The organism is Bacillus sp. FSL R9-9834, assembly GCF_038006905.1.
In the GTDB taxonomy this organism is placed as follows: Bacteria; Bacillota; Bacilli; order Bacillales; family Bacillaceae_G; genus Bacillus_A; species Bacillus_A pacificus.
In genome coordinates this window covers 442,609-457,775 of record NZ_JBBOWD010000001.1, presented here as the reverse complement: position 1 = coordinate 457,775, position 15,167 = coordinate 442,609, and the positions used below count along the sequence as shown (strand labels likewise).

Sequence of the window (15,167 nt, the reverse complement as noted above, 5' to 3'; positions counted from 1 at the left end):
GAATTTGGAAGGAGCGAGTAGTAATGAACTCAGAAGTAAAAACATTACAAGTACAAAAGTCTATTTCCCATCCCTCTTTATGGGGCACATTAAAGAAACATTATGAACTTATATTTGCAATCGCATCTGGTATTTTCATTTTAGCTGGTTGGTTATTCACAAAGAACGATGTAATAAATGTAGGCATTACTTGCTATATCCTTGCTTATATAGTTGGTGGATATGCAAAAGCGAAAGAAGGTATTGAAGATACCATCGAAGAGAAAGAGCTAAATGTCGAAATGCTTATGCTCTTTGCTGCTATCGGTGCTGCAATCATTGGCTACTGGGCAGAAGGCGCGATTTTAATCTTTATCTTCGCACTAAGCGGTGCAATGGAATCTTATACATTGAGTAAAAGCCAAAAAGAAATTTCAGCACTTCTTGATCTACAACCTGAAGAAGCATTACGTATTTCAAATGGAACCGAGGAACGTGTTCCTGTTGGACGATTACAAATTAACGACATTATTCTAATTAAACCAGGTGAGCGCGTTCCTGCTGACGGTACAATTCATAGCGGTGAAACAAATATCGATGAGGCAGCGATTACTGGTGAACCCATTCCAAATGAAAAAAAATATGGTGATGAAGTATTTGCTGGTACTGTAAATTTACGCGGTGCTATCGAAGTTACAATTACGAAGCCGAGCGATCAAACATTATTCCAAAAGATTATCCGTCTCGTTCAAAGTGCACAAAGTGAAAAATCACCATCACAACTATTCATCGAAAAGTTTGAAGGAACATATGTAAAAGGTGTACTACTCGTTGTTGCGCTTATGATGTTCGTCCCTCATTTCTTGCTGGATTGGAGCTGGAATGAAACGTTTTATCGCGCTATGATTTTACTTGTAGTCGCATCTCCTTGTGCACTCGTTGCTGCCATTACACCAGCAACGTTATCTGCTATTTCTAACGGCGCAAGAAACGGAATTCTCTTTAAAGGTGGCATACATTTAGAACGTCTCGCTTCAGTAAAAGCTATTGCCTTTGATAAAACAGGAACATTAACAGAAGGAAAACCTACTGTAACAGATGTATATGTTCGAGAAAATATGACAGAAAAAGAAGTACTTTCTATTACAGCAGCAATTGAAAGTCACTCTACACATCCTTTAGCTGAATCTATTGTGAAATATGCCAAACATGCGTATGACATTACATTAAAAAAACCAGAAAACGTTGAAGATGTAACTGGTTTTGGGCTAAAAGGAATATTCGAAAACAAAGCTTATAAAATAGGTAAAGCTGATTTTATCGGTGAAGAAACAAAGACATTTCATAATGGTATTTCTGCCTCACTTGAAAAAGAAGGTAAAACTGTGGTTTATATTAGTGATGAGGATGGCATCCTTGGACTTATCGCTTTAAAAGATACTCTTCGCCAAGAGACAATAGCTGCTATTCGCGAATTACAAAGCATCGGTGTCGAGGCCATTATGATTACTGGAGATAATGAAGAAACAGCAAAAGCTATTGCCTCTGAAAGTAATATAAAGGAATATTACGCATCATGCTTACCAGAAACAAAAGTTGAAACGATTAAAAAGCTAAAAGAAAAATACGGGACAGTAGCAATGGTCGGAGATGGTATAAATGATGCCCCTGCACTCGCTACTGCTAGCATTGGTGTAGCGATGGGAGAAGGAACAGACGTAGCTTTAGAAACGGCAGACGTTGTACTTATGAAGAACGAGTTATCTCGACTTTCACAAGCAATTCGTTTATCAAAACGAATGAACCGTATTGTAAAGCAAAACGTAATCTTTTCACTAGCTGTAATTGCAATGCTCATTTGTTCAAACTTCTTACAATTTTTAGCTCTTCCATTCGGTGTTATTGGGCATGAAGGAAGTACGATTCTTGTTATTTTGAATGGCTTACGATTATTAAAAGGCAGCAAATAAAACGGGTCCCTCATAGAGGACCCGTTTTTTCTAATGGTAGCTATTATGACCGTTCGCACTACCACTCGTTTTATGCTTTGGATGCGAACTGCTCTTTTGCTTATTGTTATTTTTATTGTTGTGATTCTTTTTATTATTACTCATGAAATATCCCCCCTGTTCCTTTTTATTATGGAACAAGAGCTCACTTTTCATTACGGGAATTATTGTCACCCGTCCTATAATGATGGAGTAAACCATTAATTTCGCCGCCAAGTAAAATTACCCATCCAGTTAAGTAAAACCATAACATTAAAATAATAATACCACCGAGACCACCATATGTATTGGCGTAATTCGCAAACTTATCTACATAATAAGCAAATGAGTACGATACCACAATCCATCCTACAGTAGCAAATGTTGCTCCTGAAATGACTTCTCTTCTTTTTAATTTTCGATCTGGTGCAAATGTATATAAAAAACTAAACAATGCAAATAACACGAAGAAACTCGCTACTAAACGCGTAATACTCCACACGTAAGAAAAGCTATCCGATAAACCAATTGCTTTAAATACAGCTGCCCCAATGACTTGTCCAAACACTGGAACAATTAGCGCAAACACAATCATAAAAATAATCGCTAACGTAAACACAATTGATAAAGCTCTCGTTTTAATAAAAGAACGTGTTTCCGTTACATCATACGCACGGTTAAAAGCATTCATCACCGCATTTACACCATTTGAAGCAAACCATAGCATTGATAATAAACCAAATGATAATAAACCACCATTTTGCTCATTTACAACTTTATCAACGTTTACTTCAATTAAAGACATTGCATCTTCGGGTACGTACGGTTCTAATAAGTTGAGCACACTTTCTGTTTGAAGGTCAATGAATCCAAGAAGCGTAATTAAGAAAACAAGCCCAGGAAAAATCGCAAGCAAGAAGAAATAAGCGAGCTGTGCTGCCAAGCCCGCTACATCATCGCGCATCGTTCGGTCATATAAATCTTTACCAAACGAATAAGTACGATTTCTTCTCACCTTTTCTAAAATTTTTCTCATATATGGTTAAACGCTTTTCTTCTCTTCTTTATCTTGCTTCAACTCAATGTACGCTTCAGTTTTTTTTTCCTCTACATTGGAGTCTTTCATAAATAGTTCACGCGCTTCTTTCATACCGCCATCTTCAGCAACTACCGGCTCTTCTTCTGCCTTCAGCTCATCTACCTTTGGAGAAACAGCTTGAATTTCAATCGTTTCTGGCTTCTCTGCTGGCTCAACCTTTTTCTTACTAAAAATTTCTTTCGTTTCTTTTAACGTCTCTACAACAGACGGCGTCAATTTTTTAATTTCTGCTACTTTTGCTTTCACTACATTTAAATCAGCAAGTTCGCGTCCTTTATCTGTAACAGTTTGCACTTTTTCTTTGATCTTTGCATTTTCACCAATTTCAATCATCTTTGTTTTTGCTTTTTCTGCAGTATTTTTTACTTTTTCACGGTTTTCTTTCTTCAACATAGATACAGCTACACCTGCAGCTACACCAATCGCAATGTTTCGAGCAATATTATTTTTCTTTGCCATATTCCTTCACCCTTTCATTTCTTATGTTAGAAAGTATTTCTTTCTAAGCTTCCTCATATTCCTTGTTCTTTTCGAATGAAAGCTAATAGCTTTGCACACCCTTCTGTTACAAGGTCATATACTTCTTGGAAATTCCCTGTATAGTAAGGGTCGGGAACGTCTGTCCAGCCACCGTCTGGAACAAAATCGGACAGCCTACCAATATAGCCTCCAGTTTTACCTAAACTTTTTAAATCTGCTATATTCTTGTTGTCCATGGCAATAATATAATCAAACTTTGTTAAGTCTTCTTTTTCTACTTGCCTTGCTTTAATTCCTTCAAAAGTGACTGCATTTTCTTTTAAAATTTTTTGTGTTCCTTTATGTGGCGGATGGCCAACATGCCAATCTCCAGTTCCTGCAGAATCAATGACAATTTTCTCTTCGAGTCCCTCTTTTACGACAAGATCTCGAAAAATCGCTTCTGCCATTGGAGAACGGCAAATGTTCCCAAGACAAACAAACAATACTTGAACCATATTTTTGTTTCTTCCTTTCTTGGTGCATTTCTTTATATATACTTATAGTATAAACAACCAATTATTAAATATAAAGGAAATCCCTACTAATTTAATAGGATTGAAAAGATTCATTAACGAAAATGATAAAAAATGTTAAGATAGCCTTATGTTATTTTAAAGGGGGACACTTCGGTGGATTTATCCGTAAAGTCAGAAGAAAACGTTGAATATATGGTCGAAGCTATTAAAGAAAAATTACGTATGGTTAATGCTGGAGCGATGAGAGCTGCTAGCTTTAATGAAGAAATGTACGAAGACTTACGTGACATTTATGAGCATGTTATGAAACGTGAAACATTCAGCATTAGTGAAATGCAAGCTATTACAGAAGAATTAGGTACATTAATTAAAAAGTAAAAAGCCTCGTTTATGAGGCTCTTTTTTATTTCCAACAAATTCATGACAACTCTTCTCTTTCCCTCAAGCAACTGTAAAATATTGTACAATAGAAGTAGAACCTCACCTTAGATTTTTTCTCCATACATACTACTCACAAATAATAGCAACACTACCATTGCTAACTGTTTTTACTGGAGGTGCTTACTTATGAGCAATTGGTACAGTAAGACGAAAGATCAAACATTAATCGACTTAGAAACAAATGAACAACACGGTTTAACAGAAGAAATTGCAAGTGAACGTTTAAAGCAATACGGTTCTAATGAATTAGCTACAAAACAAAAACGCACTTTATGGCAACGTATTTTCGCCCAAATTAATGACGTCCTCGTATATGTCCTTATTATTGCTGCTCTTATTTCAGCCTTTGTAGGTGAATGGGCTGATGCAAGTATTATTGCGCTCGTTGTAGTTTTAAATGCTGTTATCGGTGTCGTCCAAGAATCGAAAGCAGAACAAGCTTTAGAGGCATTGAAAAAGATGGCGACACCTAAAGCTATCGTCAAGCGAGATGGTGAACTAAAAGAAATTCCATCTGAGCACGTCGTTCCAGGTGATATCGTTATGCTCGACGCCGGACGATATATCCCATGCGATTTACGCCTTATCGAAACCGCAAATTTAAAAGTTGAAGAATCTGCTCTAACTGGTGAATCTGTCCCTGTTGATAAAGATGCAATCTACCACCCTTCCATGCAAAGTGATGAACAAGTACCACTCGGTGATCAAAAAAACATGGCCTTCATGTCTACCCTTGTAACATACGGAAGAGGCGTCGGTGTTGCTGTTGAAACTGGAATGAACTCACAAATTGGTAAGATTGCTACCCTGTTGCATGAAGCAGACGATGATATGACACCACTTCAAAAAAGCTTAGCACAAGTCGGAAAGTATTTAGGCTTTGTTGCTGTAGCGATTTGTATCGTTATGTTTCTCATCGGCTTTTTACAAGGACGAGATACACTAGAAATGTTTATGACTGCTATTAGTTTAGCCGTTGCAGCTATTCCAGAAGGTTTGCCAGCTATCGTTTCCATCGTTCTTGCAATTGGTGTGCAGCGTATGATTAAACAAAATGTTATCATTCGGAAACTACCAGCTGTCGAAGCTCTCGGTTCTGTCACAATTATTTGTTCAGATAAAACAGGTACGTTAACACAAAATAAAATGACCGTTACTCACTTTTATAGTGATAACACATACGATCAATTAGAAAATTTAAATGTAAATAATAATGTGCAACGTCTATTGTTAGAAAATATGGTGCTATGTAACGATGCGTCTTACAACAATGAATCACAAACGGGAGACCCGACTGAAATTGCTCTTCTCGTTGCCGGAAGCACTTTTAATATGCAAAAAGATTATTTAGAAAAAATACATGAACGCGTTAACGAGATGCCTTTCGATTCAGATCGTAAAATGATGTCAACCGTGCATACATACGATGACAGCTATTATAGCATGACGAAAGGTGCTATCGATAAGCTCTTACCTCGATGTACCCACATATTGAAAAACGGTAAAATCGAAGTTCTAACAGAGGCTGATAAAAATCAAATATTAGAAGCTGCCGGGGCAATGTCCCGAGAAGCTTTAAGAGTACTTTCATTCGCATTTAAACAATACAATTCAAGCAATGTGGATATAGATCATCTCGAAGAAAACCTCATCTTTATTGGTCTTGTCGGTATGATTGATCCACCGCGAACTGAAGTAAAAGATTCCATTACAGAATGTAAAAAAGCCGGTATTCGCACAGTTATGATTACTGGTGACCATAAAGATACCGCCTTCGCCATTGCCAAAGAACTTGGTATTGCTGAAGACATATGTGAAATTATGATTGGAACTGAATTAGATAACATTTCAGATACAGAACTAGCAAGCAAAATTGATCACTTACATGTATTCGCTAGAGTCTCTCCAGAACATAAAGTAAAGATCGTAAAAGCATTACGTGCAAAAGGCAATATCGTTTCTATGACTGGTGATGGCGTCAATGACGCTCCATCTTTAAAACAAGCAGATGTTGGCGTAGCGATGGGCATTACAGGAACAGACGTTGCAAAAGGGGCAGCGGATGTCGTATTAACAGATGATAATTTCTCATCTATCGTGAAAGCTGTTGAGGAAGGTAGAAACATTTATCGTAACATAAAAAAATCAATTCTCTTCCTACTCTCTTGTAACTTCGGAGAAATTATCACTTTATTTTTAGCCATTTTACTCGGCTGGGCAACACCACTACGACCTATTCACATTTTGTGGGTAAATTTAATTACAGATACGCTGCCTGCATTATCACTTGGGGTTGATCCTGAAGATCCTGATGTGATGAAGGAAAAACCACGACATGCGAAAGAAAGCTTATTTAGCGGTAGCGTTCCTTTCCTTATTTTCAATGGGGTTGTCATTGGACTTTTAACGCTAATAGCCTTTATCGCCGGAGCAAAGTTCTATACTGGAGATACAAATTTATTCCCTCTTTTCCCAGAGCGAATTGATGAGGATGCTCTATTACACGCTCAAACGATGGCATTTGTCGTTCTTAGTTTTTCTCAGCTCGTTCATTCATTTAACTTGCGTTCAAGAACGAAATCAATTTTTTCAATTGGGATTTTTACAAATAAATATTTAGTCTTCTCCCTTCTTATCGGTGTTCTTATGCAAGTTTGTATCATCTCCATTCCGCCCCTTGCAAATATATTCGGTGTGCATGCATTAACGCTGCGAGATTGGGGATTTGTTCTCTTATTAAGTATCATTCCGCTCGTTGTGAATGAAATCATTAAATTAGCGAAGAAAAACTAAAAGGCAATGAGGAATAGTCCTCATTGCCTTTTCATTTACCCTTGTAATTCTTTTTTAATGTTCTCCGTTAATGTAGCCATACGTTTGCGACTTTCTTCACGCTCACGTTTGTTTTGCTCTTCAATTTGTTGTGTTTCTTGCATACCTCTTGAAATAATGTTCCAAGTTTCCTCGAGTGTTTCCATCTTAATACTAGAAGAACCGGATAATCTCGCTACTTCCACACTTTGCGTTGCGATATTTTGTGCATTTTTCTTAAGTAATTCATTTGTACGGCGATCCAGTTCAGCCATGGAATCTGCAACAAGCTTTTGACGCTTCGCATTTACCGCTTGAATGATACCATTTTTAAAGATAGGAATCGTCGTAATAAATGCTGTATTGATTTTACCAATTAATTTATTATTACCACGTTGAATCATTCGAATTTGTGGTGCTGTCAGTAACGCAACCATACGCGCTTTTTCTAAATCATCAATACGTTGTTCTAAAATTTCAACAGAGTTTTTAAGCGACTCTAATTCAATACCTGCTAATTGATCATTATTACGTACACGCTCTTCATACATCGGAACTAACTCTGTATTTAAACGCTCTAATAACATTTCTCCTGCTACTACGTATTTTTCTAAGTCTAAATAATATTTTAAGTTTTGCTCATATAAACCATCTAACGTACCAATTGATTTTTTCATTTCATCTTGATACTTCGTAATTTCCACATACACTTTATCAATTTCACGGCCCATCGTTTGATACTTGCTAAAGATTTGTTCAATCATTTTATCCGCTTTTTTGAACATACGTGAGAAGAAACCACTTTTCTCTTCCGCAAAGTCTTTGCTATCGAATCGGTCCATAATTTTACCAAGCTGTTTTAATAATTCACCAGAATCTTCTATCTTTGATAATGACATCGTATGTAAAATTTGATCAGCAAAACGTGAAATTTCCATAGAAGGTTCTTTTCCAAGTTCAATTAATTCTAATTGATCTTTAATATCTACCGCATTATAAATACGTTGTACATCCGCATCTTGTCTAAGTTGCAAGCGAACATCTTGTGCTGTTTGCTCATTTAATTCTGTTTTCGAATCTAGTACGACTGGGTTATTCATATGGTATTCTCCCTTTCCTTATAAAAATGGACGAAATAGTCCTTTTATTGTTTGTGATAAATTTTTATAGGCTGATGAACCATGAAACTCAAGATCGAAATTAACTTCTTCAAGCCAATGTGAATCAAATGCCCCAGCTTCAATATACGGTTCAATATCGTTTCTTCCCGTTGGATTGAAATGGAATACATCTACTCCAATTTGATTTAAAAATAGTAATAAAACAGCATCAGAACGAGTTAACTCTCCACTCTTCTCATTATTAAATATAACAATTTTCGGTACATCTTGTGAATAATCAAATTTCTCAAGCTGTTCTAAAATATTCGGTGGTATTTGAGAAAGTTGCGCGAAAACATATAGCGCTACATCTTGTTTCGTCTCTTTTGCAATTGGTTTACACATTTCACTTTCACACGTATGGATAATCGCTTCTGCAATACCATGTTGTAATCCTTCTGGCAATCGTTTATGCGGCCACCAATGACTGTTCATAATTAAATCTGGATGCAATTTCCCTCCGCGGTCTAATGCATCTCGATAATGGTATTGGAAATTTGCTTTTTGTTCTTTCGTAAACGGAAATGTATTAATTAATAAACTGTTATCAAATGATGTAACAGCCTTTAATCGCTGAAAATACTCTTTATCATTCTTTGAAACACCTGATATTTTCGCAAATAGGGATGGAATATAAATGTGTTTATTTTCAACAAAGAATGTCGGGCGTACAAACGCCTTTTCTTTCGTAATTAAAAATAGTTCATCGTATGTTGTTTTTAATGTACGTGCTACAGGTGTATAGGAACGGAATTGCCACGGCTTGTATAATAGTGAATTATCGTGGTGAAGTACTTGTTCAATTTCTTTTGAAGCTTGATATGCCACTGTTGCAACACGCTCGCGGCGGCGATCTGGAAATGGCTCAAGAGAAATACGACTTGGATGAGACACAATAAAACTTCTTCCTTCCTCATCAACATTCTCAAATCCATCTTTTCCTTCTGGGTGATAATAAAGTACATCGCAGCCGAGCATAATAAGAAAGTATAAGAAATATATACGGCTTTCCTGTGCATCACCGTACCAAACAATACGCGGCATTTGTTTCTTATAGTTAATCGTAGAGAACCACTTCGCTACGTAATTTTCGCTTAATTTAATCATGTCGATTAAGAAACGACGGAAGCCTTCTGTCTTTAGAGATTGATTATGTTGTTTCTCATATAATTTCAATACAGAAATAAATGTTGTATGTATATAATGCTGTAAATCCGGATTGTCTACTTTCGGTAAAAGTTGTTTCCCAGATAAGTGTGCCACTAGCCTATTTACTGTTAGACCATTTGGTGCTTCTTGATGTAATCCGAACACTTCTTGAATGTGACGAAGCTTTTCTGAATAAATCACTTTATTTAAATTTTGTTCATGTAAAACTTCAATTCCTTTCGCTTCACTATAATCAAACAGTTCATTAAAATATTCATCTACATCGTTCGGAACGCCAAGGATTCGACATGCTATATAACTAAATTTCATCTCATTCTCTGTCAGCTCATATTGTGGACGTTTTTCTAAAAGCGTTTCAAATTGCTTTACATCTGATTCATCTTTTAATGCATATGGTTGAAGTGTAAAACGTGAAAACACAACAGTTCACCTCCAAAAACATTTACTTTTTCTAAGTCTTTCTTCTATTATAAACTATTTTTGGTTATAAAAAATGGGCGCTCGCAAAACGAGCAAACCCATTTCAATTATTTATTGTCTTCTTTAGTAGCAGCAACTTCTTCTTTAGCTTGTCCAGAATTCTTCACGTAGTGAAGTACAAATGTTGCTCCAAATGCTACAACTAAAATAACGAAGAACAATGTATGGCTTATTTCAATATGAATAACAGACAATAGCATTTTTGTTGCAATAATTAAGATTAAAATATATGCTGTCGTTTCAAGTTCTGGGATACGCTCTAACAACTTTAAGAATACACCAGCGATACCACGCATCATTAAAATACCGAGCATTCCGCCTAACAATAGAATCCAAACTTCATTTGATACACCAAATGCAGCAAGTACACTATCTACAGAGAACGCGATATCCATTAATTCGACCATCGCAACCGTTCCCCAGAAGACACCAAACATTCTGAAGAGAATACTGTTTTGGTTCATACCATGAGCTTCCTCTTCTTCTGCATTACCTTTTCTTTTATCAATAAAGTATTTAATTGAAAGCCAAGCTAAGTAAAGTGCACCTAACACTTTTACCCATGCTAATTTAATTAAGAACATTCCAATTCCAATCGCAATAAAGCGGAATAAATACGCTCCAATAAGTCCATAGAATAAAGCCTTTTTACGCTTCTCTTCTGGAAGGTGTTTTACCATTACCGCTAATACAAGTGCATTATCAGCAGATAACAATCCTTCAAGTACAACAAGTGTACCTATTAATCCCCACGATACTGGATCTTGCAACACTTTAATCCACATGTCCAAGTCGAAAAACTGAGCATACGTATCAAGGATTCCTTGCAAAATACTCATCTTACCTTTATCCCCTATTCTTTGCTAGATTTATAGAAAGGTCAAAAAAAGGAAACGAATATCGTTTCCTTTCTATGCATCCAAGCCATACGCTCTTACAAGCGCACCTAAACCACCTTGGAATCCACTTCCTACTGCATTAAACTTCCACTGTCCATTATGACGATATAATTCACAAAAGACAACTGCTGTTTCGATAGAGAAATCTTCCCCTAAATCGAAGCGAAGAACTTCTTCATTCGTTTCTTCGTTTGCTAAACGAACGAAAGCATTTCCTACTTGTCCAAAGTTTTGACTACGACCTTCCGCATCATAAATCGTAACTGTAATAGCAATTTTATGGACGTCTGCTGGAACTTTCTTTAGATCTACAACAAGTTGCTCATCGTCGCCTTCACCTTCACCCGTTCGGTTATCACCTGTATGTAAAACTGATCCACAAGGAGACTGTAAATTATTATAGAAAATAAAATCAGTTTCCTTCGTACATTTTCCATTCATATCTAATAAAAAGGCAGATGCATCTAAATCGAAATCAGCTCCACCATCATAAGACTTAATATCCCATCCAAGACCAATTACTGCTTTTGTTAAGCCAGGGCTTGTTTTACCTAAATCGATTTTCTGTCCTTTTTGTAACTGAATAGCCATTTATATTCACCTCTATATTTTTATCTAAAAAAATATATCCATCAGTAAACATGCATTTCATCGATGGATATATTAATCTATTACTCTACATCTAAACCAAAGTTATTGCATAGAGACGCTAATCCACCTTGGAATCCACTTCCGATTGCATTGAACTTCCAATCACCTGCATGGCGGTATAATTCGCCTACTACAACAGCTGTTTCAATGGAGAAATCTTCTCCTAAATCGTAACGAATTAACTCTGCATTCTTTTCTTCATCTACAATACGTACGAATGAGTTAGAAACTTGACCAAAGTTTTGGCTACGGCCTTCTCCATCGTAAATTGTGATTGTGAAACAAATACGTTCGATATGTGCAGGTACATTTTTCAAATCTACTTTAATCGCTTCGTCATCGCCTTCGCCTTCACCCGTTCTGTTATCTCCTAAATGCTCTACAGCACCATTCGCGCCTTTTGGGTTATTATAGAAAACGAAATCCTCTGCGCCTGAAACTTTACCGTTCGCACCTACTAAAAAGATACTAACATCTAAATCAAAATCAGCTTGTCCATCATAACGGTTCGTATCCCAGCCAAGCCCTACAAGTACTTTTGATAAACCTGGATTTGTTTTTGTTAAATCTACCTTTTGTCCCTTTTTTAAAGAAATAGATGCCATTTTAAATTCCTCCTTAGTTTATCCTATTGATAACGTGATACAATCTCACTTAAGTTTTTATCTTGTGTGCCTTCTCCAACTGCTGAAAACTTCCACTCATTTTCGTATCGATACATTTCTCCTGCAATTAAAGTTGTTTTACTAGCATAGTTTTCTGATAAATTATAACGTGCTAATTCCTCACCTGTATGAGGATTTTGAATACGAATGTAAGCATTACGAATCATACCAAAGTCTTGACGTCTGTTTACACAATCATAAATATTTACAACGAATACTAAACGGTTAATACGACTTGGGACTTTATGCAATTCTACAAAGATTGTTTCATCGTCACCTTCGCCTTCACCTGTTAAATTATCTCCTGAATGAATAATACTACCACAAGTAGAAAGTTTGTTTCCGAAGTATACTAAATCGTTTTTATTAACAAAACGATCTCCTTCTAACATAACAACAGATGCATCACAATCTACATTTGGTTTACTTCCAAATAATGAAGACAGAAACCCACCTGATTGCCCAATTGGATCCCAGCCTAAGCCAACCTGTAGTTTTGCTACTTTTGGTTGTCCTTTCGTTAAATCGATCTTTTGACCTTTTTCTAAAATAATAGGCATGCAGTTTCTTCCTTTCTACAAAGCATTTTCCAAGACGGAAAATATTGTATTCTCCCCTTATATTGTAGCATTATTTACCTAGTGATAAAAAGGATAAATTCTCAGTTATATGAAAACATTCATATAATTTACTTATGATGATGTAAGAAGTGGTAAATAGCACCAACCATTCCTGCACAATTACCGTTTTGCGCAAGTTCAATCTCACAATTACTATAAATCTCTTTATTTAAGTATTTACTGACCTCTTCTTTTACTTCTTTTAAAAACTCATTTCCCCTATCAGTAATTCCTCCACCTATAACAATCACTTCTGGATTAAAAATATAAGCAAGGTTACTAATTCCAATCGCTAAATGTTTAAAGAAAACCTCAACTGCTTGGGTAACTTCCCTATCACCTTTATCATACAGTTCGAAAATCTTTTTTCCATTCCAATCACTTTCATCTTTATATTTTCGCACAAGACGAATTAACCCTGAAATGGAAGCGATCTCTTCAAACGGCTTTCCTTCTACTAACATATTTCCCCATTCGCCAGCACTAAACAAATGCCCTCTATATAACTCTCCATCTATAAAAATTGCTCCTCCAATACCAGTTCCAAGGGTGAGCATAATAAAGTTTTTTTTCTCTCTTGCACTACCATTCCACTTTTCTCCGAACGCTGCACAATTCACATCATTATCAATGGATACAGGAACTTTTAATACCTCTTGCAATCTATTAATAATAGGAATCGTACTATAACCTGGAATATGATCCGCACCTCCCGTCACAATCCCTTTATTAACGTCAACAATTCCCGCCGTACTAATGCCAATTCCCGAAATCGTATGTTTACCCATTAAATTTTTTGATAAAAGAATGAGTTTTTGAATGATTTGTTCCCCGCCCAAATGAATTTCTGTTGGAACTGTTTTATGCTTTAGTACTGTTCCTGTTTCTGAAACAATTCCATATTTAATTTGTGTACCACCAATATCAAATGCAATATACTCTTTCATCTGCTGTCACTTCCTCTACTGGAATGGGTGTGAAATTCCCACCACTCTACTATTATAAAGAATTTACACTCACTCTTTTCTCTCTTTAGAAATATACCACCTTTTTCTATATATAGTTTTTTTTGCATAAAACTCTTTTTCCTATGAAATATTACAAAGAGATGTATTTTAGATGGAATATTAATGTTTCAGGAGGAAATCAATGACGAAAATTTTTATTTTAGCATCAACTCTTTCTTTATCTTTTTTTAGTGGTTTAAACATTGGTAATGCAGCAACAAAAAACTTCTCTCCAGTAACAAATGCGATTGTACAAAATAACGATCATTTCGCAGAAGGTAACTCAAAAGATAATAATAAGCCACCAGGAAACGGTGGTTCTCAGGACGATAGTGGTTCTGGTGACAATGGCTCTGGCGGCAATGGCTCTAGCGGCAACGGTTCTGATGGCAGTGGTTCTGGCGGTAACGGTTCTGGTGGCAGCGACTCTGGTGGCAACGGTTCTGGCGGCAGTGGTTCTGACGGTAACGGTTCTGGTGGCAGCGGTTCTGGCGGTAACGGTTCTGGCGGCAACGGCTCTGGCGGCAACGGCTCTGGTGGCAACGACTCTGGCGGCAACGGCTCTGGCGGCAACGGCTCTGGCGGCGATGGCTCTAGCGGCAACGGCTCTGGCGGCAACGGCTCTGGCGGCAACGGCTCTGGCGGCAACGGCTCTGGCGGCAACGGCTCTGGCGGCAGTGGTTCTGACGGTAACGGTTCTGGTGGCAGCGACTCTGGTGGCAATGGCTCTAGCGGCAACGGTTCTGATGGCAGTGGTTCTGACGGTAACGGTTCTGGTGGCAGCGGCTCTGGCGGCAACGGTTCTGGCGGCAGTGGTTCTGACGGTAACGGTTCTGGTGGCAGCGGCTCTGGCGGCAACGGTTCTGATGGCAGTGGCTCTGGCGGCAATCGTGGTAAAGGCGATAGCAGTTCTCAAGGGGGAAATGACTCTCATGGAGGTAACCGTGGTAAAGGCGATAGCAGTTCTCAAGGTGGTAACGTAAAAGATAACGCGAAAAAACAAGGCGATAAGTTACCGAATACTGCCACACATTATCCTGCATCTATTTTAATGGGACTTTCAACATTCCTAATTGGTATGTTACTATTCATTCGCCGTAAAAACGCAAAATAAAAACATATCCTTCCATCTTAAAAATACATGAAACAAATTGTAAAACTAAAAAGGACTTTGGATTGCATTTTATTATGCAGTCCAA

14 protein-coding genes are annotated in these 15,167 nt (G+C 37.1%); 4 read left to right on the top strand and 10 right to left on the bottom strand.

What is annotated here, in order from left to right; translation table 11 throughout:
* Positions 1–23: 23 nt before the first annotated feature.
* Positions 24–1,949 (top strand): heavy metal translocating P-type ATPase, encoded by a 1,926-nt coding sequence (locus MKY00_RS02350; RefSeq protein WP_016716369.1) that lies wholly within the window; start codon positions 24–26, stop codon positions 1,947–1,949.
* 184 nt (positions 1,950–2,133) lie between these two features.
* On the opposite strand, the gene MKY00_RS02345 is transcribed toward MKY00_RS02350, so the two are convergent.
* From MKY00_RS02345 to MKY00_RS02335, 3 genes are read right to left on the bottom strand one after another with little or no spacing between them, the layout of a single operon-like run.
* Entirely contained in the window at positions 2,134–3,003 is an 870-nt protein-coding gene (locus MKY00_RS02345) for a YihY/virulence factor BrkB family protein (protein WP_001226530.1), read from the bottom strand.
* A 6-nt stretch (positions 3,004–3,009) separates the two neighbouring features.
* Complete coding sequence (locus tag MKY00_RS02340; RefSeq protein ID WP_001085393.1) at positions 3,010–3,525, bottom strand: DUF4075 domain-containing protein; 516 nt, start codon at positions 3,523–3,525, stop codon at positions 3,010–3,012.
* Positions 3,526–3,578: 53 nt separating this feature from the next.
* The gene (locus MKY00_RS02335) at positions 3,579–4,043 is read right to left on the bottom strand and encodes a low molecular weight protein-tyrosine-phosphatase (protein WP_000250909.1); all 465 of its coding nucleotides are present in this window, start codon (positions 4,041–4,043) and stop codon (positions 3,579–3,581) included.
* Positions 4,044–4,217: 174 nt separating this feature from the next.
* Here MKY00_RS02335 and MKY00_RS02330 point away from each other — a divergent pair, with 174 nt between their 5' ends.
* Both MKY00_RS02330 and MKY00_RS02325 read left to right on the top strand, forming a co-directional pair.
* Positions 4,218–4,442 (top strand): DUF1128 domain-containing protein, encoded by a 225-nt coding sequence (locus tag MKY00_RS02330; RefSeq protein ID WP_000366197.1) that lies wholly within the window; start codon positions 4,218–4,220, stop codon positions 4,440–4,442.
* A 189-nt stretch (positions 4,443–4,631) separates the two neighbouring features.
* Positions 4,632–7,298, top strand: coding sequence for a cation-translocating P-type ATPase (locus MKY00_RS02325; RefSeq protein ID WP_016716367.1), 2,667 nt, complete (start codon positions 4,632–4,634; stop codon positions 7,296–7,298).
* Between the two features lie 35 nt (positions 7,299–7,333).
* Here the strand turns inward: MKY00_RS02325 and MKY00_RS02320 are convergent, their stop codons facing one another.
* The 7 genes from MKY00_RS02320 to MKY00_RS02290 form a co-directional block, all read right to left on the bottom strand.
* The gene (locus tag MKY00_RS02320) at positions 7,334–8,416 is read right to left on the bottom strand and encodes a toxic anion resistance protein (RefSeq protein ID WP_001064413.1); all 1,083 of its coding nucleotides are present in this window, start codon (positions 8,414–8,416) and stop codon (positions 7,334–7,336) included.
* Positions 8,417–8,434: 18 nt separating this feature from the next.
* Positions 8,435–10,066, bottom strand: coding sequence for a YceG family protein (locus MKY00_RS02315; RefSeq protein WP_016716366.1), 1,632 nt, complete (start codon positions 10,064–10,066; stop codon positions 8,435–8,437).
* Between the two features lie 107 nt (positions 10,067–10,173).
* Positions 10,174–10,965, bottom strand: a complete 792-nt coding sequence (locus MKY00_RS02310) for a TerC family protein (protein ID WP_000025691.1) — start codon at positions 10,963–10,965, stop codon at positions 10,174–10,176.
* Between the two features lie 72 nt (positions 10,966–11,037).
* Positions 11,038–11,616, bottom strand: coding sequence for a TerD family protein (locus MKY00_RS02305; RefSeq protein WP_001007530.1), 579 nt, complete (start codon positions 11,614–11,616; stop codon positions 11,038–11,040).
* Between the two features lie 80 nt (positions 11,617–11,696).
* Entirely contained in the window at positions 11,697–12,281 is a 585-nt protein-coding gene (locus MKY00_RS02300) for a TerD family protein (protein WP_000146721.1), read from the bottom strand.
* 23 nt (positions 12,282–12,304) lie between these two features.
* Complete coding sequence (locus MKY00_RS02295; protein ID WP_001121593.1) at positions 12,305–12,901, bottom strand: TerD family protein; 597 nt, start codon at positions 12,899–12,901, stop codon at positions 12,305–12,307.
* A 128-nt stretch (positions 12,902–13,029) separates the two neighbouring features.
* Positions 13,030–13,908, bottom strand: coding sequence for an ROK family protein (locus tag MKY00_RS02290; RefSeq protein WP_016716364.1), 879 nt, complete (start codon positions 13,906–13,908; stop codon positions 13,030–13,032).
* A gap of 202 nt (positions 13,909–14,110) precedes the next feature.
* Here MKY00_RS02290 and MKY00_RS02285 point away from each other — a divergent pair, with 202 nt between their 5' ends.
* Positions 14,111–15,082, top strand: coding sequence for an LPXTG cell wall anchor domain-containing protein (locus MKY00_RS02285; protein WP_341034372.1), 972 nt, complete (start codon positions 14,111–14,113; stop codon positions 15,080–15,082).
* Positions 15,083–15,167: the final 85 nt, after the last annotated feature.

Excerpts from the sequence above, each read along its gene's own strand:
- MKY00_RS02350 (WP_016716369.1), top strand. The coding sequence starts at position 24 with ATGAACTCAGAAGTAAAAACATTACAAGTACAAAAGTCTATTTCCCAT.
- MKY00_RS02345 (WP_001226530.1), bottom strand. The coding sequence starts at position 3,003 with ATGAGAAAAATTTTAGAAAAGGTGAGAAGAAATCGTACTTATTCGTTT.
- MKY00_RS02340 (WP_001085393.1), bottom strand. The coding sequence starts at position 3,525 with ATGGCAAAGAAAAATAATATTGCTCGAAACATTGCGATTGGTGTAGCT.
- MKY00_RS02335 (WP_000250909.1), bottom strand. The coding sequence starts at position 4,043 with ATGGTTCAAGTATTGTTTGTTTGTCTTGGGAACATTTGCCGTTCTCCA.
- MKY00_RS02325 (WP_016716367.1), top strand. The coding sequence starts at position 4,632 with ATGAGCAATTGGTACAGTAAGACGAAAGATCAAACATTAATCGACTTA.
- MKY00_RS02320 (WP_001064413.1), bottom strand. The coding sequence starts at position 8,416 with ATGAATAACCCAGTCGTACTAGATTCGAAAACAGAATTAAATGAGCAA.
- MKY00_RS02310 (WP_000025691.1), bottom strand. The coding sequence starts at position 10,965 with ATGAGTATTTTGCAAGGAATCCTTGATACGTATGCTCAGTTTTTCGAC.
- MKY00_RS02305 (WP_001007530.1), bottom strand. The coding sequence starts at position 11,616 with ATGGCTATTCAGTTACAAAAAGGACAGAAAATCGATTTAGGTAAAACA.
- MKY00_RS02300 (WP_000146721.1), bottom strand. The coding sequence starts at position 12,281 with ATGGCATCTATTTCTTTAAAAAAGGGACAAAAGGTAGATTTAACAAAA.
- MKY00_RS02295 (WP_001121593.1), bottom strand. The coding sequence starts at position 12,901 with ATGCCTATTATTTTAGAAAAAGGTCAAAAGATCGATTTAACGAAAGGA.
- MKY00_RS02290 (WP_016716364.1), bottom strand. The coding sequence starts at position 13,908 with ATGAAAGAGTATATTGCATTTGATATTGGTGGTACACAAATTAAATAT.
- MKY00_RS02285 (WP_341034372.1), top strand. The coding sequence starts at position 14,111 with ATGACGAAAATTTTTATTTTAGCATCAACTCTTTCTTTATCTTTTTTT.